20 protein-coding genes are annotated in these 19,780 nt (G+C 71.4%); 12 read left to right on the top strand and 8 right to left on the bottom strand.

Features of this window, described 5'->3' with window-relative positions; all coding sequences use genetic code 11:
• Positions 1 to 32: 32 nt before the first annotated feature.
• The 3 genes from EDF28_RS02480 to EDF28_RS02470 all read right to left on the bottom strand — a co-directional run bounded on the left by EDF28_RS02480 (position 33) and on the right by EDF28_RS02470 (position 3,450).
• Positions 33 to 944, bottom strand: a complete 912-nt coding sequence (locus EDF28_RS02480) for a helix-turn-helix transcriptional regulator (RefSeq protein ID WP_123293003.1) — start codon at positions 942 to 944, stop codon at positions 33 to 35.
• Positions 945 to 1,058: 114 nt separating this feature from the next.
• The gene (locus EDF28_RS02475; RefSeq protein ID WP_123339379.1) at positions 1,059 to 2,318 is read right to left on the bottom strand and encodes a hemolysin family protein; all 1,260 of its coding nucleotides are present in this window, start codon (positions 2,316 to 2,318) and stop codon (positions 1,059 to 1,061) included.
• A 142-nt stretch (positions 2,319 to 2,460) separates the two neighbouring features.
• The gene (locus EDF28_RS02470) at positions 2,461 to 3,450 is read right to left on the bottom strand and encodes a M23 family metallopeptidase (protein WP_123937054.1); all 990 of its coding nucleotides are present in this window, start codon (positions 3,448 to 3,450) and stop codon (positions 2,461 to 2,463) included.
• A 161-nt stretch (positions 3,451 to 3,611) separates the two neighbouring features.
• Between EDF28_RS02470 and EDF28_RS02465 the strand changes: the two genes are divergently transcribed.
• Positions 3,612 to 4,106 carry a hypothetical protein gene (locus EDF28_RS02465; RefSeq protein WP_111083592.1) on the top strand — a complete coding sequence of 165 codons (495 nt, stop codon included), beginning with the start codon at positions 3,612 to 3,614 and terminating at the stop codon, positions 4,104 to 4,106.
• Between the two features lie 36 nt (positions 4,107 to 4,142).
• Here the strand turns inward: EDF28_RS02465 and EDF28_RS02460 are convergent, their stop codons facing one another.
• The gene (locus EDF28_RS02460) at positions 4,143 to 5,834 is read right to left on the bottom strand and encodes a sodium:proton antiporter (protein WP_123937053.1); all 1,692 of its coding nucleotides are present in this window, start codon (positions 5,832 to 5,834) and stop codon (positions 4,143 to 4,145) included.
• Positions 5,835 to 6,152: 318 nt separating this feature from the next.
• Complete coding sequence (locus tag EDF28_RS02455; protein ID WP_123937052.1) at positions 6,153 to 6,518, bottom strand: hypothetical protein; 366 nt, start codon at positions 6,516 to 6,518, stop codon at positions 6,153 to 6,155.
• Positions 6,519 to 6,711: 193 nt separating this feature from the next.
• Between EDF28_RS02455 and EDF28_RS02450 the strand changes: the two genes are divergently transcribed.
• Positions 6,712 to 8,922, top strand: coding sequence for an NADP-dependent isocitrate dehydrogenase (locus EDF28_RS02450; protein ID WP_123937051.1), 2,211 nt, complete (start codon positions 6,712 to 6,714; stop codon positions 8,920 to 8,922).
• Positions 8,923 to 9,055: 133 nt separating this feature from the next.
• On the opposite strand, the gene EDF28_RS02445 is transcribed toward EDF28_RS02450, so the two are convergent.
• The gene (locus tag EDF28_RS02445; protein WP_123937050.1) at positions 9,056 to 9,508 is read right to left on the bottom strand and encodes a DUF3817 domain-containing protein; all 453 of its coding nucleotides are present in this window, start codon (positions 9,506 to 9,508) and stop codon (positions 9,056 to 9,058) included.
• Positions 9,509 to 9,597: 89 nt separating this feature from the next.
• Between EDF28_RS02445 and EDF28_RS02440 the strand changes: the two genes are divergently transcribed.
• The gene (locus EDF28_RS02440; protein WP_260154481.1) at positions 9,598 to 10,374 is read left to right on the top strand and encodes a ThuA domain-containing protein; all 777 of its coding nucleotides are present in this window, start codon (positions 9,598 to 9,600) and stop codon (positions 10,372 to 10,374) included.
• Complete coding sequence (locus EDF28_RS02435) at positions 10,371 to 11,525, top strand: PP2C family protein-serine/threonine phosphatase (protein WP_123937049.1); 1,155 nt, start codon at positions 10,371 to 10,373, stop codon at positions 11,523 to 11,525. The genes EDF28_RS02440 and EDF28_RS02435 overlap by 4 nt, the downstream gene beginning before the upstream one ends.
• A gap of 44 nt (positions 11,526 to 11,569) precedes the next feature.
• Here EDF28_RS02435 and EDF28_RS02430 read toward each other — a convergent pair whose 3' ends face one another.
• On the bottom strand, positions 11,570 to 12,013 hold the full coding sequence (locus EDF28_RS02430; protein WP_123293011.1) for a hypothetical protein: 444 nt from the start codon (positions 12,011 to 12,013) through the stop codon (positions 11,570 to 11,572).
• 73 nt (positions 12,014 to 12,086) lie between these two features.
• Here EDF28_RS02430 and EDF28_RS02425 point away from each other — a divergent pair, with 73 nt between their 5' ends.
• The 8 genes from EDF28_RS02425 to EDF28_RS02390 all read left to right on the top strand — a co-directional run bounded on the left by EDF28_RS02425 (position 12,087) and on the right by EDF28_RS02390 (position 18,989).
• Positions 12,087 to 12,737, top strand: a complete 651-nt coding sequence (locus EDF28_RS02425) for a ScbR family autoregulator-binding transcription factor (RefSeq protein ID WP_185094116.1) — start codon at positions 12,087 to 12,089, stop codon at positions 12,735 to 12,737.
• A gap of 117 nt (positions 12,738 to 12,854) precedes the next feature.
• Entirely contained in the window at positions 12,855 to 13,733 is an 879-nt protein-coding gene (locus EDF28_RS02420; protein ID WP_123937046.1) for an aminoglycoside phosphotransferase family protein, read from the top strand.
• A gap of 58 nt (positions 13,734 to 13,791) precedes the next feature.
• Positions 13,792 to 14,403, top strand: a complete 612-nt coding sequence (locus EDF28_RS02415; protein ID WP_123339389.1) for a hypothetical protein — start codon at positions 13,792 to 13,794, stop codon at positions 14,401 to 14,403.
• Positions 14,400 to 15,104, top strand: a complete 705-nt coding sequence (locus EDF28_RS02410) for a DinB family protein (protein ID WP_123339390.1) — start codon at positions 14,400 to 14,402, stop codon at positions 15,102 to 15,104. The genes EDF28_RS02415 and EDF28_RS02410 overlap by 4 nt, the downstream gene beginning before the upstream one ends.
• 208 nt (positions 15,105 to 15,312) lie before the next feature.
• Entirely contained in the window at positions 15,313 to 15,960 is a 648-nt protein-coding gene (locus EDF28_RS02405) for an ABC transporter permease (protein ID WP_111083581.1), read from the top strand.
• Entirely contained in the window at positions 15,947 to 17,224 is a 1,278-nt protein-coding gene (locus EDF28_RS02400; RefSeq protein ID WP_123937045.1) for an ABC transporter ATP-binding protein, read from the top strand. Before EDF28_RS02405 ends, EDF28_RS02400 begins: the two co-directional genes overlap by 14 nt.
• Complete coding sequence (locus EDF28_RS02395; RefSeq protein WP_123937044.1) at positions 17,221 to 17,982, top strand: ABC transporter permease; 762 nt, start codon at positions 17,221 to 17,223, stop codon at positions 17,980 to 17,982. The genes EDF28_RS02400 and EDF28_RS02395 overlap by 4 nt, the downstream gene beginning before the upstream one ends.
• Positions 17,979 to 18,989, top strand: coding sequence for a glycine betaine ABC transporter substrate-binding protein (locus EDF28_RS02390; RefSeq protein WP_123937043.1), 1,011 nt, complete (start codon positions 17,979 to 17,981; stop codon positions 18,987 to 18,989). Before EDF28_RS02395 ends, EDF28_RS02390 begins: the two co-directional genes overlap by 4 nt.
• 81 nt (positions 18,990 to 19,070) lie before the next feature.
• Here the strand turns inward: EDF28_RS02390 and EDF28_RS02385 are convergent, their stop codons facing one another.
• Entirely contained in the window at positions 19,071 to 19,700 is a 630-nt protein-coding gene (locus EDF28_RS02385) for a TetR/AcrR family transcriptional regulator (RefSeq protein WP_123937042.1), read from the bottom strand.
• Positions 19,701 to 19,780: the final 80 nt, after the last annotated feature.

Here is a 19,780-nt window from a genome sequence, read left to right as displayed (position 1 = left end):
CCTACGAACCGTGCGCTGGGCCGACCAGCGGTTCAGTCGACCGACTCGGACTCGGACTCCGCCGCGCGCAGGGCCGCGTACTGCTCGGCCCGTTCCGTCGCGGCCCAGGTGCCGAGCAGGGCCAGTGACCGCTCGGACTCGCTGCCCGGCTCGGCCGAGTACGTGAACAGGGTCAGGCCGGGGTCGGCGACCAGGTCGAGCGCCTCGTACGACAACCGGAGCTCGCCGACGATCGGGTGGTCGATGCGCTTCCCGCCGGCGCGCTGCAGCCGGACGTCGTGCGCGGCCCACCAGCCGCGGAACTCCTCGCTGCGGGTGGAGAGCTCCCCGACCAGGGTGATGAGTCCGGGCTCGCACGGGTTCGACACCGCAGCCGCCCGGAGCACGGCGACGGCGTCCTTCGCGGTCTGCGCCCAGTCCGGGAAGAAGTCTCGGGCAGCGGGGTCGAGGAACGTGAAGCGTGCGGTGTTCACGGGACGCCCCGGGCCGGCGAACATCGGCGAGTACAGCGCGCGACCGAGCTCGTTCGTCGCGACGACGTCACCGCGTTCGTTCCGCACCCAGGCAGGCGCGCCGGTGATGGCGTCGAGCAGGCGCTGGACGCCGGGGCGGACCCGCGTGGGGACGGTGCGGTGCATCGTCTTGACGCCGGAGTTCGCCAGTCGGGTGAGGTCCCACAGGTGGACGCGCTCGTCCTCGTCGAGCTGCAGGGCGCTCGCGAGGCCCTCGAGCACGCTGTCCGAGACCCCCTTGAGCGATCCACGCTCGAGCCGTGTGTAGTAGTCGACGCTCACGCCGGCGAGCATCGCGACCTCGTGCCGTCGCAGCCCGGGGACGCGTCGGACCCCGCCGCCGAACGACGGCATGCCGACCTGCTCGGGGGTGAGCCGCGCTCGCCGGGAGGACAGGAAGTCGCGGATCTCGTTGCGCACGTCGATACCCATGGGGAGAGCGTACGTGGCGGCGCTGTCCGTCCGGCAGGCACTGGCGGTACCCGCCGGGCGGACGGGAGGCCCGTGGCGGCGCCGCCACGGCCCTCCAGGTCAGCTGCGCGGAGTTCAGAGCGTGACGTCGGCCGTGATCCGGACGCGCGCCACGCGGTGACCGTCCATGGCGGTCACCTCGAGGCGGTGTCCGCCGGCGGCGACGACGTCGCCGACCTCCGGCACGCGGTCCAGGTGGACCTGGACGAGGCCGCCGACGGTCTCGTAGTCACCGTCGGGCAGCGCCGGACCGCCGTCGGCGACGAGGTCCTCGAGCACCGTGGACCCGTCCACGCCGTCGTGCTCGGCCGTGGGTTCGTCGTACTCGTCGCGAATGCGGCCGACGAGGTCCTCGAGCAGCGCCTCGAGCGTGACCATGCCCGCACTGCCGCCGTACTCGTCCACCACCAGGGCGATCTGGTGCCCGTCGGTCCGCATGTCCGCGATCGCGCTCGACAGCGACTTCGTCTCCGGCAGCGCGAGCACCGGGCGTACCAGGGTCGACACCGGTGCGGACGGGTCGCTCGGACGGAGCAGGTCGCGGAGGTGCACGAAGCCGTCGACCTCGTCGCGTCCGCCGGAGGTCACGAGGTACCGGGTGTGCCCGACCTCGATCGCGTGGTCGGTGGCCTCGGCGATGGTCAGCGCGGCGTCGATCGTGGACACGTCGTACCAGGGGCGCATCGACTCGCGCAGGATCCGGTCACCGGCGTCCAGCGCACTCCGGGCGATCCGGCGGCCCTGCTCGTCGACGCCGGTGTGCTCGTCGACGAGGCCGCGGAGCTCCTCGGTGCTCATCGACTCACTGCGGGCGTTCGGGTCGCCACCGAGTGCGCGGACGACCAGGTTCGTCGAGGCCGACAGCACCCAGATCACCGGGCGCATCAGGGTCGCGAAGCGGTCGAGGGTCGGTGCGACGAGCATCGAGAAGCCCTCGGCGCGCTGCAGGGCGAGTCGCTTCGGCACCAGTTCACCGAACACGAGCGACAGGTAGGCGATGACGAGGGTCATCAACACGAGGGCGACCGTCTCGGCGGCTCCCTGGCCGAGTCCGAGCCCGGTGAACACGGGTGCGACGTCGGGCGCGATCGACGAGGCGCCGTACGCGGCGGAGAAGAACCCGGCGACGGTCACACCGATCTGTACGGCCGCGAGGAACCGGTTCGGGTCACGCCCGAGTTCGGCGACCCGCAAGCCACGGGAGCCCCGGCGTTCGAGTTGCTGCAGCTGCGACTCACGGAGCGAGACGAGTGCGATCTCGGCGGCGGCGAAGACCCCGCCGACGAGCACGAAGAGGATGACGAGCCCGAAGGCGATCCAGGTGTCGGCGCCCATCAGCGGGCAGCTTCCTCGGATCGACGACGGGCGGGCGGTCTGTGGTGATCGTCCATGCCTGTGAGTCTGCACAGGGCAGCTGTGACGTCACCCCACCAGCGCTCGACGTCTGCTGTGCGTCCGGGGTGGGTGGTGTCGGGGGCTACGTCGTCAGTGAGCGGCCGATGCGGGCTTCGAGCCACGCCTCGGGGTCGATCGGGGTCACGCCGTCCATCAGGACCTCGAGGTGCAGGTGCGCACCGGTCGAGACGCCGGAGGAACCGACGAGTCCGATGAACTCGCCGGCCTCGACCTGGTCGCCGACCTTGAGCGGCGACGACCCCGGGATCATGTGCCCGTAGAGCGTCGACACCTGGCGGCCGTCGATCTCGTGGTCGATGATCACGGCGTTGCCGTACGAGAAGTACGTGCCCGAGATCCGGACGGTGCCCGCGGCGACGGCACCGATGGCCGTGCCCATGCCGGGCGTGAAGTCGAGGCCCTGGTGCAGCGAGGAGCACGCGCCGCACGGTGCCGAGCGGTAGCCGAAGCCCGAGCTCATCTGCACCGGGCCGGGGAACGGGGAGCGGACCGCGCCGCCGTACGAGACGGCTTCGCCCGCGATGCCACTCGTGTCGGCCGTGCCGCCGGTGGTGACGATCCGGCGCGTCGTACCGCCGCCGACGGTGAACCCGTCGCGGTCGAGCCCGGTCGCGGTGACCGCCTGGGTGACCGCGTAGTCCTGGGTGCGCACGATCGGCGCGATGGTCGAGGTCGCCATCGAGGTGCCGGCGCTGGCGTGGGCGGGCATCGCCGAGGCGGCGAACATCGCGATCGCCGCAGCCGCGCTGGTCAGGGTGATCCGTCCGGCACGACCGGACCGGGAGGCCCGTGGGGCCTTCGTGACGCTCGTCACGGTGGCAGCGGGTCGGCGGACCACGCGCGTGATGCGGGTGTCGACGTGCTCGGTCGTCGCGCGGGCTGCGGTGGCGCGGCGGCCGACGGGCTTCGCGACCTTGGCGGGCTTCTCCGGCTTGTCCGCTCGGCGCTGGGGCTTCCGGGCTGCGGCGCGCTCGGCCTCGAGGGCAGCGCGACGGGACAGGTGCACCACCGGGGTCTCCGGGTGCTGGTCGAGTTCGGGTGCAGTCGTCATGGCCGCCCACCATTCTGCACGACTCTGTCGCTTTGTACAGGCCCCACCGTGATCTTTTCGTTACCGCGGGGCTGGGAGGCACCTGATCACCGCGGGCCCCGACGTCCCCCGACCGTCCGACATCGGTAGCGTCGTGGGAAAGCGACGGAAGGACCCGCACCATGGCCCGATCGCCGAGAGAGCGGCCCGCGCAGGTCGACCTCGGCACCGCCGACGTCGTGCTCGCCGGCACCCAGGAACTCCTGCCCGTGCTCCGCGCCGCCGCGGTGCGCGCGGGCATCGACGCCGCACGCATGCGGGTCATCGGGGTCGACGACCTGCCGGACCCCGAGGAGACCTGGGACGCCGAACTCGCGGTCATCGCGATCCGGCGCCCCGGTGACGACCCCGCGTTCCACCGTGCGCAGGCAGCAGCCGAGCTCATCGATCCGCTGCTCGTGCCGCACGCCGTCCGGATCGTGGTGACGGTCTCGGGACTGACACGGTTGGCGCCGAAGGTCGAGCGCACCTTGACGTCCGAAGTGCTCCACCAGATCGACGCCGCATCGGCGCCGTCGGGGTTCGAGCGGCCGTTCCGCAGCATGCGGATGCGGCTCGGGCTCGCAGCACTCCGGGCGGCCGGCGTCCGGGTGTTCCGCGTCTCGATCGGCACCTGACCGGCGGGACTGCCGTCAGCGGGCACGGGACTGCCGTCAGCGGGCAGGTGCTCCACGGAGCTCGAGGGCGATCTGCTCGGCGTCGAGGTTCTGCAGCATCGACTCGAGCACCTCGGCGTCGAAGGAACCGTCGTCGCGGGCGTCGAGGATCGCGGCGCGTTGTGCCTCGAGCACGGCGAGCCGCCGTGCCTTCTCGCGGCCCATCCACGCGCGGAGTTCCGCCGGATCGGCTGCCTCCAGTTCCTCGCGCGTCCGGGGGCCGGCTTCGCTGGTACCGGGGACCTGCTCCGCCGCGGTCCGCATGAGTTCCAGCAACCGCCCGCGTTCCTCGGTGTCCTTCGCGGCGGTGTCCGGCACCGGTGCGGCGATCCGACGGAGCAGCGGGCCGATCGTGCTGCCCTGCACGACGAGCGAGAGCAGGGCCACCGCGAACGCGACGAACACCAGGAGCGACCGTTCCGGAGTGTCCGTCGGCAGGGTCTGCGCCGCCGCGACGGTCACCGCGCCGCGCATGCCCGCCCAGACCACCGCCGTGCCCTCGCGCCAGCCCAGCGGTGCCGTCGTGTAGTACGCGATGTCCGCCAGGGTTCGCCGGACGCGTGTCGTGAACCGGTCGAGTTCGCGCTCCGACGGCGCCCGGTTGCCCGGTCGGTGCTCGCGGATCACCTCGCTCATCGCGTCGCGGTCGCCGGCGTGCATCTCGGCGAAGCGGTCCTGCATCCGCTCACCGCGCTTGGCGGCCGCCGACAGCGCGAACAGGAGCGGCACGACGTACGCGGTCCGGACGAGCACGGTGAGCACGAGGGCGCCGACGGCGATGAGCAGCGCCGGGCCGATGCCGGAGTGGTCCTCCTGCACGTCGCGGAGGATCGTCGCGAGTTCGAGCCCCATCGTCAGGAACACCGCGCCCTCGAGCACGAGCTCGATGGTCTGCCAGTTCTGCGCGTCGGACAGTCGGTGCCCCGGCGGGAGCTTGCGCGGTCCGACGATGCCGGTGAACAGCCCCGCGACGACAGCGGCGACGAGTCCTGACCCGCCGAAGTGCTCGGTCGGTACCGCGGCGACGAACGGCACCGCGAAGGACAGCGCCGTGTTCACCGCTGCGCTCGGCACCCGGGAGCGCACGAACACGTTCAGCCAGCCGACGAACCAGCCGATGACCACCGCGATGGCCACGGCGCCCGCGAAGTCGCCGAGCGCTCCCCAGAACGAGAACGACGCGGCAGCGGCCACGATGGCCGTCCGCAGGAGCACCAGTGCGGTGGCGTCGTTGAGGAGCGATTCACCGTCGAGGATCGAGATCGCCCGGCGCGACACCGAGGTCTGCTTGACGATCGACGTCGCGACGGCGTCGGTGGGACTCACGATCGCACCGAGGGCGATCCCCCACCAGAAGCCGAGGCCCGGGACCACCCAGGCGAAGAAGAGCCCGAGCACGAGGCTGCTCGCGACGACGAGCAGCACCGACAGCCCACTGATGGCACCGAACTCGCGCCGGAAGTTCATCGACGGCATCGACACCGCCGACGAGTACAACAGCGGCGGCAGGACTCCGGCGAGGATCCACTCGGGCTCGATCTCCGCGTCCGGGATGAACGGCAGCAGGCTCGCGATGATCCCGACGACGACGAGCACGAGCGGTGCCGCGACCCCGATGCGGGGCCCGAGCACGGCGGCACCGGCGATGGCGATCAGGGCGATGACGCCCACGACGAGGAGTTCGGTCACCGGTCCAGCGTGGCACCACCGTGCGTGCGTCGTCATCCCGTGCGCGGTTGGCCGCGCGGTGCGGCGCAGTAGGCGCGCACGCGGCGGTCATCCTCGCACCGAACGGCGGAACCGGCACGGTGCGGTGGGCGCGACCGCCGGACGGACGGGAGGCTCGTGGCGGCGTGGCCGCGTGCCTCCTGTCCGCACGGTGCGTGCGTCGTCATCCCGTGCGCGGTTGGCCGCGCGGTGCGGCGCAGTAGGCGCGCACGCGGCGGTCATCCTCGCACCGAACGAAGGAACCGGCACGGTGCGGTGCGGTGGGGGCCGTCCGGGCGATCAGGTCCCGTCGGTGTCCGGGCTGTGGAGGACGCCCGCCTGCACGGACGGGTGTGGCGGGACCGTGTGGGCGACGACCGCGACGCTGCCGACGGCGAGCACGAGCGCCAGCGCCCCGGCGCTCACCGCTGTGCCGATGCGGCGGAGTCGGGAGCGTCCACCGCGGTCACGCGGGGCGAAACGGGCCAGTCCGCGGCGGGGCTCCGGCCCGACGAGCCACGGTCCGGAACCGTCGACGTCGTACGAGAACGGCCCGCTGCCGTCCGGCGCGTACCGGTACGGGCCGCTGCCGTCCGAGGCGTAGGCCGAGCGGAGGTCCTCCGCGGTCCACCCGAAGTCCTCCGGTGTCGCTCGTGTCGTCGCCATGATCGCCCTCCTGCGGCTCTGGAACTGCGGAAGACCAGTCCACCGAGCGTTCCTATGAGCCGACAGTGCGCCTCCAGGACGTCTGCCGAGTACCTGCCGGACGCAGGCCGGACCATGTATCTTGATGTCGAGACATCCCGCACCACGAGTAGCGTGGACGTACCGACGGTCGAACAAGGGAGTACCCGCCAGCATGGCCAAGATCATCTACACCCTCACGGACGAGGCGCCGTTCCTCGCCACCCACTCCTTCCTCCCGGTCATCCAGGCCTTCGCCGGCACCGCTGGTGTCGACGTCGAGACCCGCGACATCTCGCTCGCCGGCCGGATCATCGCCCAGTTCCCGGAGCGGCTCACCGACGAGCAGCGCGTGGACGATGCCCTGGCCGAGCTCGGCGAGCTCGCGAAGACCCCCGAAGCGAACATCATCAAGCTGCCGAACATCTCGGCGTCGATCCCGCAGCTCAAGGTCGCGATCAAGGAACTGCAGTCGCAGGGATACGACCTGCCGGACTACCCGGACGAGCCCACGACGGACGAGCAGCGCGACGCCCGCGCCCGCTACGGCCGCGTCCAGGGCAGCGCCGTCAACCCCGTGCTGCGCGAGGGCAACTCCGACCGCCGCGCTCCCCTGTCCGTCAAGAACTACGCCCGGAAGCACCCGCACCGCATGGGTGCGTGGAGCGGCGACTCGAAGACGAACGTCGTCACGATGGGCGTCGACGACTTCCGCTCGAACGAGAAGTCCTGGATCGCCCCCGCCGACGACGTCCTGACGATCACGTTCGTCGCCGAGGGCGGCGAGACCCAGGTCCTCAAGCAGTCGATCCCCGTCGTGCAGGGCGAGGTCGTCGACGGCACCGTGCTGCACGTCGCCGCGCTCGAGGCGTTCCTGCAGGACCAGATCCAGCGCGCCGCCGCCGAGGACATCCTGTTCTCCGTGCACCTCAAGGCGACGATGATGAAGGTCTCCGACCCGATCATCTTCGGCCACGTCATCAAGGCGTTCTTCCCGTCGGTGTTCGAGCGCTTCGGTGCCGACCTGGCCGCCGCCGGACTCACCCCGAACGACGGCCTCGGTTCGATCCTCGCGGGGCTCGACGCCCTGCCGAACGGCGCGGAGATCAAGCAGGCCTTCACCGACGGCATCGCCGCGGGCCCCGAGCTGGCGATGGTCGACTCGGACAAGGGGATCACGAACCTGCACGTCCCGAGCGACGTCATCGTGGACGCCTCGATGCCCGCGATGATCCGCACCTCCGGCCACATGTGGGGTCCGGACGGCGACGAGCACGACACCCTCGCCGTGATCCCGGACTCGAGCTACGCCGGCATCTACCAGACCGTGATCGACGACTGCCGCGTCAACGGTGCCTTCGACCCGGCGACGATGGGCTCCGTGCCCAACGTCGGGCTCATGGCGCTGAAGGCCGAGGAGTACGGCTCGCACGACAAGACCTTCGAGGTCCCGGGCGCCGGCGCCGTCCGCGTGACGAACGCCGCCGGTGACGTCGTCATCGAGCACGACGTCGAGCCCGGTGACATCTGGCGCGCCTGCCAGACCAAGGACATCGCCATCCGCGACTGGGTCAAGCTCGCCGTCACCCGTGCCCGCGCCTCGGAGACCCCGGCCGTGTTCTGGCTCGACGAGACCCGGGCGCACGACGCGAACCTGATCGGTCTGGTCCGCCAGTACCTGGGCGAGCTCGACACCGAGGGCCTGCAGATCGAGATCCTCTCGCCGGAGGACGCCATGCGTTTCTCGCTCGAGCGCATCCGCCGCGGCGAGGACACCATCTCCGTCACGGGCAACGTCCTGCGCGACTACCTGACCGACCTGTTCCCGATCATGGAGCTCGGCACCTCGGCGAAGATGCTCTCCGTCGTCCCGCTGCTCGGTGGCGGCGGCCTGTTCGAGACCGGTGCCGGCGGCTCCGCCCCGAAGCACGTCCAGCAGCTCGTGCAGCAGAACTACCTGCGCTGGGACAGCCTCGGCGAGTTCCTCGCCCTGGCGGTCAGCCTCGAGCACCTCGCCGGTGTGACGGGCAACGAGCGGGCGAAGATCCTCGGTGAGACGCTCGACCGTGCCACCGGGACCTTCCTCGAGCAGGACAAGTCCCCGGGCCGCAAGCTCGGCTCGATCGACAACCGCGGCAGCCACTTCTACCTGGCCAAGTACTGGGCGGAAGAGCTCGCAGCGCAGACGACGGACACCGAGCTCGCAGCGTCGTTCGCCGAGATCGCGGGCAAGCTCGACGCGCAGGAGCAGCAGATCGTCGAGGAGCTGAACGGCGTGCAGGGCCACCCGGCCGACATCGGCGGCTACTACCGCCCGGATGACGCCAAGACGAGCGCGGTCATGCGCCCGTCCGCCACGTTGAACGCGACGCTCGCCGCGCTCTAGACGCACGCACCTGACGGACGGGAGGCCCGGTGCCAGCTGGCACCGGGCCTCCCGTCCGTCCGTGGTCGCGACCAGGGCCGCGCATCGTGAGCAGAAATGGTCGGGTCCGCATCACGAACCCGACCATTTCTGCTCACGAAGTCACGCGGGGCGGGCCCGCCGCCAGCAGCACCACGAAGACCAGAGCGACCGCCACGACCCCGATGACGACCGCGACCGCGGGGCGACGCACCACGAAGAACAGGAGACGGTCCCAGAAGCCCGAGCGCGCGTCGGGTGAGCGGCGCCACGGGCCCTCGAGCATGCCGCGTCGGGCGACCGCGACCTCAAACGGCACCGTGGCGTACGGCACGACGGCACTCGCCCAGCCGAGCACGAGTGCCCCGAACGACCACCGCTGGTTGACCGCGACGACGGTCGTCACGACGAGGTACGCCAGGAACACGAAGCCGTGCACCCCGCCGCCGATCCGGACGCCCCAGTCGCCGGCGTCCAGGCCGTACTTGAGCACCATCCCGGCGATGAGCATGGTCCAGGTCACGAGTTCGGCGACCGCGGCGGCACGGAACAGGGAGCGGGGAGTCATGCCCACATCGTCGCGGACGTGTCCCGGGAAACCCCCGACACTCCGGTGGTCGTATCGATTCGACGCCCGGGGAGGCTAGCGTTGGAGCCATGTCAGTGCCGACCGAGAACCGTCCCCTGAACATCGTCGTCTGGAACGAGAACGTGCACGAGACCCGCGGTGACGCGACGGTCATCGGGCACTACCCCGACGGCATGCACACCGTGATCGCGGCAGCGCTCCGCGAGCACCACCCCGACGCCACCGTGAGCACCGCCACGCTGCAGGAGCCCGACCACGGCATCACCGCCGAGCGCCTGGCCACGACCGACGTCCTGTTCTGGTGGGGCCACGCCGCCCACGACGAGGTCAGCGACGCCGTGGTCGACCTGGTCGTCGACGCCGTGCACGCCGGCATGGGCCTGGTGGTGCTGCACTCCGGGCACTACTCGAAGCCGTTCAAGCGCCTGATGGGCACCACCTGCTCGCTGAAGTGGCGCAACGACGGCGAGCGCGAACTCGTCTGGACCATCGCGCCGGAGCACCCGATCGCCGCCGGGGTCCCGCACCCGATCGTGATCGAGCGCCAGGAGATGTACGGCGAGTACTTCGACATCCCGCGCCCCGACGAAGAGGTGTTCCTGTCGACCTTCGCCGGCGGCGAGGTCTTCCGGTCCGGGGTCGCCTACCGTCGCGGTCTGGGGAAGGTCTTCTACTTCTCCCCCGGCGACCAGGAGTACCCCGTCTACCACCACCCGGACATCCAGCGCGTGCTGTCGAACGCGGCGGCGTGGGCCGCTCCGGTGTCCGAGCGACGCGAGTTGACGGCCGACCAGCACCCGCGGGACTGGTTCATGACGGAGGGTGCGGGTAGACAGGGCGCATGACCCAGCTGGACCCCGCCGCGCACCGGACCGCCGTCGTCGAGGCACTCGGTGTCCTCGGCAGTGGCCCGGAGGAGCGGTTCGACCGCATCACCCGCATGACCCAAGAGGCGTTCGGGGTCCCGCTGACGTTCCTGAACCTGGTGCACGGCAACGTCGTGACGGCGCAGTCGACGCAGGGCTGGCGGCAGGGCGGGAGCGCCCCGGCGGAGCAGGTCTTCTGCTCGACGACGGTGCTCACGAACGAGCCGATGGTGGTGCCGGACGCGCTGCTGGACCCCCGGTTCCGCGACCTGGCAGCGGTCACCGAGCAGGGCATCCGGTTCTACGCCGGAGCACCGTTGTCGATGCTCGACGGCACCCGTGTCGGCACGCTCTGCATCATGGACGCGACCCCGCGCGAGCTGTCGGCGGCCGACCTCGACCTGCTGCGTGACCTCGCACGGTGGGCGGAGCGCGAACTCGGCCACGCGATCGACCGCGATCGGGTGACCCGCGTGCTCGAGGGCCTGGTCCCCGGACCCGTCGAGGTCCCCGGACACGACCTCGACACCCTGGTGCTCCGGACCGAGGACGGCGGTGGGGACGTCGCCGACTGGCGACTCGCCACCGACGGTGCGCTGCACGTCACCATGGGCAGCGTCGCGGCGGCCGGACGCGCGTCCGGCCTGCTGGCCTCCGCGGTCCGCGGTGCCGTCGTCGCGCGTACCGAGACCGCCATGCAGGACGCGATCGGCGGCCTGGAGGCCCAGATCACGGCCGACCTGTCCGCTGCGGACGCCGTCGGCTCGCTCTTCCACCTGCGGCTCGACCCGACGTCGGGGCACGTCGTCTTCGGGGACGCCGGCCACGGCCTCGCCGTGCTCGTCCGCGCCGACGGCACCAGCCGAGCGCTGCACTCGCTCGACCTGCCGCTCGGCCTGCAGCCGGAGTCCGTGCCGCGGTCCCCCGCCATGCTCGACCTGGCGGCGGGCGACCGGCTCGTGGTGTGCACCGAGGGCGTCCTGGCGCTCGACGGGATCAGCCACCTCGACGACCTGGCCGCCCTGGTCGCTGCCGAGCCGACCGGTGCCGCGGTCGTCGAACGGGTCCGCGCCCTGGTGCCGGCCGGCGCAGCCCACGACGTGACGCTGGTCGTGCTCGGGCGGCGTTGAACACCGTCCGCTGACGACGCCGCTGCCGCAGTCGTGCGCCGCGGTCAGGAGCGGAAGCGGTCCTGCCGTGATCGCGGTGCGCCGGTGAGCGCGACGACGAGCAGCGTGGCCAGCAGTCCGAAGCCCGCGAGCTCGATGCCGAGGCCGGCGAGCTGCCAGTAGGCACTGCCGACCACCTGCGGCTGCGTGATCGACTCGGGCCACCACGCGTCGATCAGCGGGAACGATGCGGGGAACGGGTCGAGGCCGAACACCACGAGCCCGCCGAGCAGCAGGACGACACCGAGCAGCGCCATCACCCCGCGGGAGCGCCCGAGCATGTGCACGACGAGCGCGGCTGCCATCCCGGCGAGGCCGACGACGGCGATGAGGAACGCGAGCACGACGATGGTCTGCGGCGCGAGGGCCACCCAGTCGAGCACCGCGATCGGCAGCAGCAGCCACCGACCGGTCCGCGCCCACCGCGCGGGGTTCCGCCATCCGTCCATGGCGGCCAACCGTAGGGCACCCGCCCGGACGCGGGCCGTGCGCAGCCTCGGAGCGGACTACGATCGGCAGGTGATGGCCCAGGACGGACGCACCCGGCAGCAGCGGGCGCTCGAGACCCGCGCGGCGATCATCGGGGCCGCGGCCGCCGAGTTCGACGAGCGCGGGTACCTCGGCGCGTCGATGGACGGCGTCGCCGAGCGGATCGGGCTGACCAAGGGCGCGCTGTACTTCCACTTCGCGTCGAAGGCCGACCTCGCCGGTGCCGTGATCGCGCAGCAGCACGAGGTCTCGCGGCGCTACGGCGAGGCCGCGGTCGCCCGGAGCCGGACGCCGCTCGAAGCCCTCATGTGGATGTCGCAGGGACTGGCGACCCAGATGGTCACCGAGGTCGTCGTGAGCGCCGGCATCCGACTGTCGACCGAGGTCGCGACGCACGACGTCCCCCGTCAGGACCCGTACACCGACTGGATGGCGCTCATCGCACAGACCGTTCGCCAGGCGATCGACGCCGGCGAGGTCGACCCGCGGTGGGACCCGGACATGGTCGGACGCGTGGTCATCCCCGCGTACACGGGCGTGCAGACGGTGTCGGACGTGCTCGCCGACCGCACCGACCTGTACGAACGCCTGCGGGAACTCTGGACGGTGCTGCTCGCCGCGCTCGTCACCGAACGCGTCCGACCAGAGGTCCCGCGACTCGTCGCCATCATCGCGCCGGAATGACGCGGGTCCCCCCAGGGAAACACCCACGTCACCGTCCCTGCGAGCATACCCAGCGGTCGGTTTCCGCACCCGCCCCCGTTCGCGGGCATGTGTCCACCGGCCCACTAGCCTGAGCCGGTGCCCACACCACCGGCAGAGGTCGACGTCGACGTCCCGCTCGTCCGGGCCCTGCTGCACGCCCAGCACCCCGACCTGGCGGACCTCCGGCTCGTGGTCGTCGCGAACGGCTGGGACAACGTCATCGTGCGGCTCGGCGACGAGTACGCCGTGCGGCTGCCGCGTCGGGAGCTCGCAGCACGCCTGGTCGAGCACGAGCAGCGGTGGCTGCCGGAGATCGCCGCCCGCGTCGCACCGGTCGTCCCGGTGCCGGCCCCGGTGCGCGTGGGCCGTCCGGCGCTCGGGTACCCCTGGTCGTGGAGCATCCTCCCGTGGCTCCCGGGAGCACCCGTCGGTGAGCGTGCTGCCGGTGTCCGGGTCGCCGAGGCCCTCGCGGAGTTCGTGCAACTGCTGCACGTGCCGGCTCCGGCGGATGCTCCGGCGAACCCGTTCCGTGCGGTGCCGTTGGCGACGCGCAGCGACGCCGTCCTGACGCGACTCGCCACGCAGGACGTGCCCCGGGCCGTGGAGCTGGCAGCGGTCTGGCGGACCGCGGCGGCGCTGCCGACGCACACCGGGCCTCCCGTCTGGGTGCACGGCGACCTGCACCCGTTCAACCTGCTCGTGGACCGCACGCCGGACGGCGACGAACGCCTGTCGGCGGTCGTCGACTTCGGCGACGTGACCTCGGGGGACCCCGCCGTCGACCTCGCCACCGCCTGGCTGACGCTCGACCGGGAGGCCCGCCACGCGTTCCGGACGCTGGTCGCCGCTCCGGACGTCACCTGGGGACGCGCGCGCGGGTGGGCGATCGCGCTCGCCTCCGCGCTCGCGACGTCCGACGAACGCGCCTTCCGGAGCGTCGCGCGGCGCAGCATCGACGCGGTGCTGGACGGCTGAGACCCCGCGGGGCTATCGTGACCGCACCATCCGTGCACAGCCGATCGGAGGGGCCCTCATGACCCTCGAGTTCCGCGTCCAGCACGACGTCGCCACCGACGCCTCTCCCGCCCCCACCCGATCCGAGCGAACCGGCCTCCGCGGGTTCCTCGACCGCCTCGCCGAGCGCCGCGCCGCCGCACGCGTCCGACGGGTCGAAGCCCGGCTGCAGGAACTCGGCGAGCTCGAGCACCTGCTGTCCGACGCGCGTGGCGTCGTCGAACGCGGCTGGATCCAGCACGCCTGGTTCGCGTACCTCGACGAGCACGGCCGGATGCGGAAGGCCACGAGTGCCGCCGCGATGGACGTGCAGGGGCGACCGCTCGTCGCTGCGTGCCTGGTCGGCGCGGTCGTCTCGGCCGCTGGCGGGCCGCACGCCGTGCACTCGCCGCGGGTCCAGCACTCCCTCGACCTGGTCTGGCACGCGCTCGCCGTGGACGAGGGCGCGCCGGTGCTCTGGTGTCCGGCGCCCGACGTCCGGATGGGCCGCGTGCGTGACCTGACGAGCTGGAACGACGCCCCTGCGCGCACCTCGGCCGAGGTGGCCGGGCTGCTGCTCACCGCGGAGCGGGTGGCCGTGCAGGAATCGGCACGCCTGCAGGACGTCGTGGTGGCACGATCGAGGGCATGAGCAGCACCGACGCCGTCCCCGAGGTCCACCCCGCGACGACCACCGGCCTCGCGTCCAGCGGGAACTCGGCCCTGTCGGACGAGGGCGCGTCGTCGGACACCGACCCCCTGGCCTCGGCCGCAGCGGTGAAGCGGACGCTGCACCGGTACCTGCAGAAGCACCGCGCCGCGCTCCTCGGCAAGCTCGACGGCCTGGCCGAACGGCAGGCCCGCTGGCCGGTGACCCCGACCGGCACGAACGTGCTCGGGCTGGTGAAGCACGTCGCCGGTGTGCAGGCCGGGTACTTCGGCGAGGTCTTCGGTCGACCGCTGCCCGATGCGCCCGCCTGGCTCGAATCGGAGGACGGCGAGGACATGTACGCGACGCTCGACGAGACCCTGGACGACGTCGTGGCCTTCCACCACCGCAGCGCCGCGCACGCCGACGCGACCATCGAAGCGCTCGACCTCGACGCCCGCGGTACCGTTCCCTGGTGGCCGGAGGAGCTCCGCGAGGTCACGCTCCACCGCATCCTGGTGCACATGGCGTACGAGACGGCCCGGCACGCAGGGCACGCCGACATCGTGCGCGAGATGCTCGACGGACTGGCGGGCGACGGGGACGGCAACCTGGCCGACAAGAGCCCAGAGGAGTGGGTCCTCTGGCGCGAGCAGCTCGTCGACATCGCCGAGCGGTCCGGCCTGCGGGGCCTGGCCATGTAGCCGATGGCCCCTCACGATCGTTACCGTTCTCTCAGGCTCGACAGTCAAACTGGTCGCTGACCAGGGGTTCTCGCTCGGCTGTCTGCACAGGAATCGATCACTTCCGCTGCGCTGCGTCGTACGACCGGTCCGTGCCCTGCGTAGCTTTGGCGCAGCTTGTGCCCCGACCCGTGGGCAGTTCGGCCGACCGGAAGGGGAGCGCCCACCCGTGTTCCAGTACGTCGTGGAGCGATGGAGCCAGATCTGGTTCTCGTCGTGGCAACACTTCTCACTGGTGGTCCAGTGCACGGTGCTCGCCACGGTCATCGCCGTGGTGCTCGCCACACTCGTCTACCGCAGTCCCCGCCTGACCTCCGTCGCGAACGGGGTGTCCGCCATCGGCCTCACCCTGCCGTCCTTCGCGGTCATCGGCCTGCTCATCGTCCCGCTCGGCTTCGGCGTGCTGCCGTCCGTCGTGACGGTCGTCTTCTTCGCCGCGCTCCCGATCCTGCGCAACGCGGTCGTCGGCCTCGCCGAGATCCCGCCGAGCGTGGTCGAGTCCGCGCGCGGCATCGGCATGAGCCGGTTCCGGACCCTCGTGCAGGTCGAACTGCCGATGGCCTGGCCGATCATCCTGAGCGGCGTCCGCGTGTCCGCCCAGATGGTGATGGGCATCGCAGCCATCGCCGCGTACGCCCTCGGCCCCGGGCTCGGCGGCTTCATCTTCTCCGGACTCTCGCGCCTCGGCGGCGCGAACGCCCTGTACTCCGTGGTCGTCGGGGTGGTCGGCGTCGTCCTGCTCGCCCTCGTCCTCGACCTGCTCCTCCTCGGCCTCGGCCGCCTGACCATCTCGAGAGGTATCCGTGTCCAGCACTGACTCCGCCACCACCACCGCGCCCGACGGGGACGTCACCGGCCGCAGCATCCTGCTCGACGAGGTCACCAAGCGGTACCCCGGGCAGTCGAAGCCCGCCGTCGACGGCATCACCCTCGAGATCCCGGCCGGCAAGATCGTCATGCTCGTCGGCCCGTCCGGCTGCGGCAAGACGACGACCCTCAAGATGATCAACCGCCTGATCGAGCCCACCGAGGGCCGCATCGTCGTCGGTGACGACGACGTGACCGGCATCGACGCCGACGAGCTCCGCCGCCGGATGGGCTACGTGATCCAGGCCGGCGGGCTCTTCCCGCACATGACCGTCGCAGCGAACATCGCGATCGTGCCGAAGATGCTCGGTTGGTCGAAGGAGAAGATCGCGTCGCGCGTCGACGAGCTGCTCGACCTCGTCTCGCTCGACCCCGCCACCTACCGCGACCGCTACCCCCGCGAACTCTCCGGTGGCCAGCAGCAGCGCGTCGGTGTCGCCCGGGCGCTCGCCGCGGACCCGCCCGTCCTGCTGATGGACGAGCCGTTCGGTGCGGTCGACCCGATCACCCGGCAGCGCCTGCAGGACGAGCTCCTGCGCATCCAGGAAGAGCTGCACAAGACGATCGTCATCGTCAGCCACGACTTCGACGAGGCCGTGAAGCTCGGCGACTGGATCGTCATCTTCACCGAGGGCGCCCACATCGTGCAGTACGACACCCCGGAGCGGATCCTGGCGGAGCCGGCGAACGAGTTCGTCGAGAACTTCATCGGCTCGGGCGCCGGGCTGAAGCAGCTCACCCTGAACCGCGTCCGCGACGTCGAGGTCGTCTCCGCGGTGACCTGCTCCCCCGGCGAAGAGGCGAAGGCCGTCCTGCAGCGCATGCAGGAGGCCGGAGGCCACGGGCACGCCGTCGTGGTCGACCGTCGGCAGCGGCCGATCGGCTGGCCGTCCCGCCGACAGCTCGAGCGCCTGGACCGGATCCCGGACGGCGTCGACCCGGAGCTGCCCATCGTGGGCGAGGCCTCGACGCTCAACGACGCCCTCGACACCATGCTCGTCTCGAGCGCCGGGGCCGCACTGGTCACCGGTCGTGGCGAGGCGTTCCGCGGTGTCATCACGGTCGAGGTCGTCATGGAGGCCATCACCCGGTCGCGTGCGGCAGCTGCCGACGACCGCGCGTACACGCCGGTCGGCACGAACACCAACCAGATCGAGACGCTGCCGTCCTCGCCGGCCGCGCCCGTGATCGCGCCCTCCGGGGAAGACCTGTGAGTGCTGTCACCGCCGGACCCGCCACCGGCGCCAGCACGTCCTGGAAGGGCCTGCTGTTCCAGCCGATCGCGATCCTGGTCGTGCTCGCCGGGTTCGCGGTCTGGCTCGCCACGGCCGACCTCACGCCCACCGAACGCACGACGCTCAACCCGGCCGACATCCTCGACCTGACCGGGCAGCACCTCGTGCTGACCCTGCAGGCGACGGTGCTCGTGCTCGTGATCGGTATCCCGCTCGGCATCGTCCTCACGCGCGGACCGCTGCGTCGGGCGAGCCCGTACGTGCTCGCCGTCGCCAACTTCGGGCAGGCGGCCCCCGCCGTCGGCCTGATCGTGCTGCTCGCCGCGTGGCTCGGCCTGAACAGCTGGTCCGCCGTGGTCGCACTCGTGCTCTACGCGATCCTGCCGGTCCTCCGGAACACCATGATCGGCGTGCAGAGCGTCGACTCGCGACTCGTCGAAGCCGGTCGTGGCATGGGCATGAGCGCGTTCAGCGTCCTGATGCGCGTCGAGCTGCCCCTCGCGGTGCCGGTCATGCTGTCCGGCATCCGGACGGCGCTCGTGCTGCTCGTCGGCACCGCGAGCCTGGCCACCTTCGTCGGTGCCGGTGGCCTCGGTCTCCTCATCACCACGGGCGTGACGCTGTTCCTGCCGAAGGTGCTCGTCGCCGGGGCGCTGCTCGTGGCGCTCCTCGCCCTCTCCATCGACTGGCTCGGCCGCGTGGTCGAGACCGTCGCACGTCCGAAGGGACTCCGATGAACCGCCGTACCCGCCGCCTCCGCCGCGGGGCCGTTGTCGCCCTCGCCAGCACCACCGCGCTCGTCCTGGCCGGCTGCGGCCTGCAGCCCGCGACGTCCTTCGTCCCCGAGGCCGGTCCCGGCACCATCGAGCGCATCGACGACCTGCCGGACGGTGCCCACATCACCGTGACGTCGAAGAACTTCACCGAGCAGCTCGTGCTCGGCAAGATCGCCGTGCTCGCCGCGAAGGCCGCCGGGTTCGACGTCACCGACGAGACCAACGTGCCGGGCAGCGTCGCCGTCCGCGAGTTGATGACCTCGCACGGTGCGGACTTCACGTACGAGTACACCGGCACCGCCTGGCTGACCTTCATGGGCCACGCCGAGGGGATCCCGGACAAGACCGAGCAGTGGGAAGCGGTCAAGAAGGAGGACGCCGGCAACGGGCTCACGTGGCTGAACCCGGCGCCGATGAACAACACCTACGCGTTCGCGGTCCGGGACGAGGCGGTCAAGGAACTCGGAGACATCAAGACCCTGTCCGACATCGCGAAGCTCCCCGTCGACGAGCGCACCTTCTGCGTGGAGTCGGAGTTCAACTCGCGTGCCGACGGGTTCAAGCCGATGCTCAAGAAGTACGGCTTGGAGCTCGGCGGTTCGGGGGAGAACGGGATCCCCAGCGACAACGTCAGCATCCTCGACACCGGCACGGTCTACACGGCCACCGACCGCGGCAAGTGCAACTTCGGCGAGGTCTTCACCACCGACGGCCGCATCAAGTCGCTCGGCCTGACCGTGCTCGAGGACGACAAGGGCTTCTTCCCGGCGTACAACGTCGCGCCGGTGCTCGACTCGGCCACGCTCAAGGAGTACCCGCAGCTCGCCGACGTCTACGACCAGATCTCGCCGAAGCTCACCGACGCGGTGCTGCAGGAGCTGAACCGTCAGGTCGACGTCGAGGGGCGCGAGCCGGCCGACGTCGCGTTCGACTGGATGGTGAAGGAGGGCTTCATCACGAAGCCGTGACGGCTCTCGACGCATCCACGTCACGGACGGGAGGCCCGGTGCCGGGTGGCACCGGGCCTCCCGTCCGTCTGTGGTTGCCTCTCAGGCCACAGCGATGCGCGCAGCCGTGTCGCGGATCGACGCGACGACGCGGGCGCGGACCTCTTCCGGGTCGGAACCCTCGTGGCGCGCCGAACTCCGCAGGCCGGTCATGCACATGCCGAGCAGCATCTCGGCGGCCTGCGGGGTCGCGGCGTCCGGCCCCCACGCCGGATCGCGTTCGAGGATCGTGCGCACCGCACCCGTCATCGCCTCGGCCACGGTCGTCATCCGGCTGACCTGGCGGCGCATGAGCTGCGGGAAGCGCACGATGACCTCCTTCCGGGCGAGCCGCTCGTGCTCGTCGCCGAACGACGAGCCGAACACCAGGAACGCGAGGTCGACCACGGCCTGCGCAGCCGGCTCCCCCGCGACGGTCTCGAGGTGCGCTGCCAGGGTCTCGGCGTCCAGGTCGAGCTCGGTGTGCCCGAGGACCGCGTCCTCCTTGCTCTCGAAGTAGTTGAAGAACGTGCGGGGTGACACCTCGGCGCGTGCGGCGATCTGTTCGATCGTGGTGTGGTCGATGTCCTGCTCGAGCGCGAGGGACCGAGCCGCCTCCGCGATGCGGTGGCGTGTCTCGATGCGCTTGCGGTCGCGCAGACCCATCTCGGTGGCGGGCGCGGTGTCGGGCATGGCCCGACTGTAACCGGAACGTCACATGATCTACAGCAAACGCAAACTTGCAGTCGTGCAGTGGACACTACGGTGGGGCC

The sequence above is a fragment of the Curtobacterium sp. PhB137 genome, from assembly GCF_003814955.1.
Taxonomy (GTDB): Bacteria; Actinomycetota; Actinomycetes; order Actinomycetales; family Microbacteriaceae; genus Curtobacterium.
Note: the sequence above shows the minus strand (reverse complement) of the source record. Positions and strands in the feature narration are given on the sequence as shown.

Coding starts and splice junctions, on each gene's coding strand:
- EDF28_RS02390 (WP_123937043.1), top strand. CDS start 17,979: ATGAACCGCCGTACCCGCCGCCTCCGCCGCGGGGCCGTTGTCGCCCTC.
- EDF28_RS02465 (WP_111083592.1), top strand. CDS start 3,612: ATGGCCCGATCGCCGAGAGAGCGGCCCGCGCAGGTCGACCTCGGCACC.
- EDF28_RS02445 (WP_123937050.1), bottom strand. CDS start 9,508: ATGACTCCCCGCTCCCTGTTCCGTGCCGCCGCGGTCGCCGAACTCGTG.
- EDF28_RS02435 (WP_123937049.1), top strand. CDS start 10,371: ATGACCCAGCTGGACCCCGCCGCGCACCGGACCGCCGTCGTCGAGGCA.
- EDF28_RS02385 (WP_123937042.1), bottom strand. CDS start 19,700: ATGCCCGACACCGCGCCCGCCACCGAGATGGGTCTGCGCGACCGCAAG.
- EDF28_RS02440 (WP_260154481.1), top strand. CDS start 9,598: ATGTCAGTGCCGACCGAGAACCGTCCCCTGAACATCGTCGTCTGGAAC.
- EDF28_RS02425 (WP_185094116.1), top strand. CDS start 12,087: ATGGCCCAGGACGGACGCACCCGGCAGCAGCGGGCGCTCGAGACCCGC.
- EDF28_RS02470 (WP_123937054.1), bottom strand. CDS start 3,450: ATGACGACTGCACCCGAACTCGACCAGCACCCGGAGACCCCGGTGGTG.
- EDF28_RS02480 (WP_123293003.1), bottom strand. CDS start 944: ATGGGTATCGACGTGCGCAACGAGATCCGCGACTTCCTGTCCTCCCGG.
- EDF28_RS02410 (WP_123339390.1), top strand. CDS start 14,400: ATGAGCAGCACCGACGCCGTCCCCGAGGTCCACCCCGCGACGACCACC.
- EDF28_RS02415 (WP_123339389.1), top strand. CDS start 13,792: ATGACCCTCGAGTTCCGCGTCCAGCACGACGTCGCCACCGACGCCTCT.
- EDF28_RS02430 (WP_123293011.1), bottom strand. CDS start 12,013: ATGGACGGATGGCGGAACCCCGCGCGGTGGGCGCGGACCGGTCGGTGG.
- EDF28_RS02475 (WP_123339379.1), bottom strand. CDS start 2,318: ATGGGCGCCGACACCTGGATCGCCTTCGGGCTCGTCATCCTCTTCGTG.
- EDF28_RS02450 (WP_123937051.1), top strand. CDS start 6,712: ATGGCCAAGATCATCTACACCCTCACGGACGAGGCGCCGTTCCTCGCC.
- EDF28_RS02455 (WP_123937052.1), bottom strand. CDS start 6,518: ATGGCGACGACACGAGCGACACCGGAGGACTTCGGGTGGACCGCGGAG.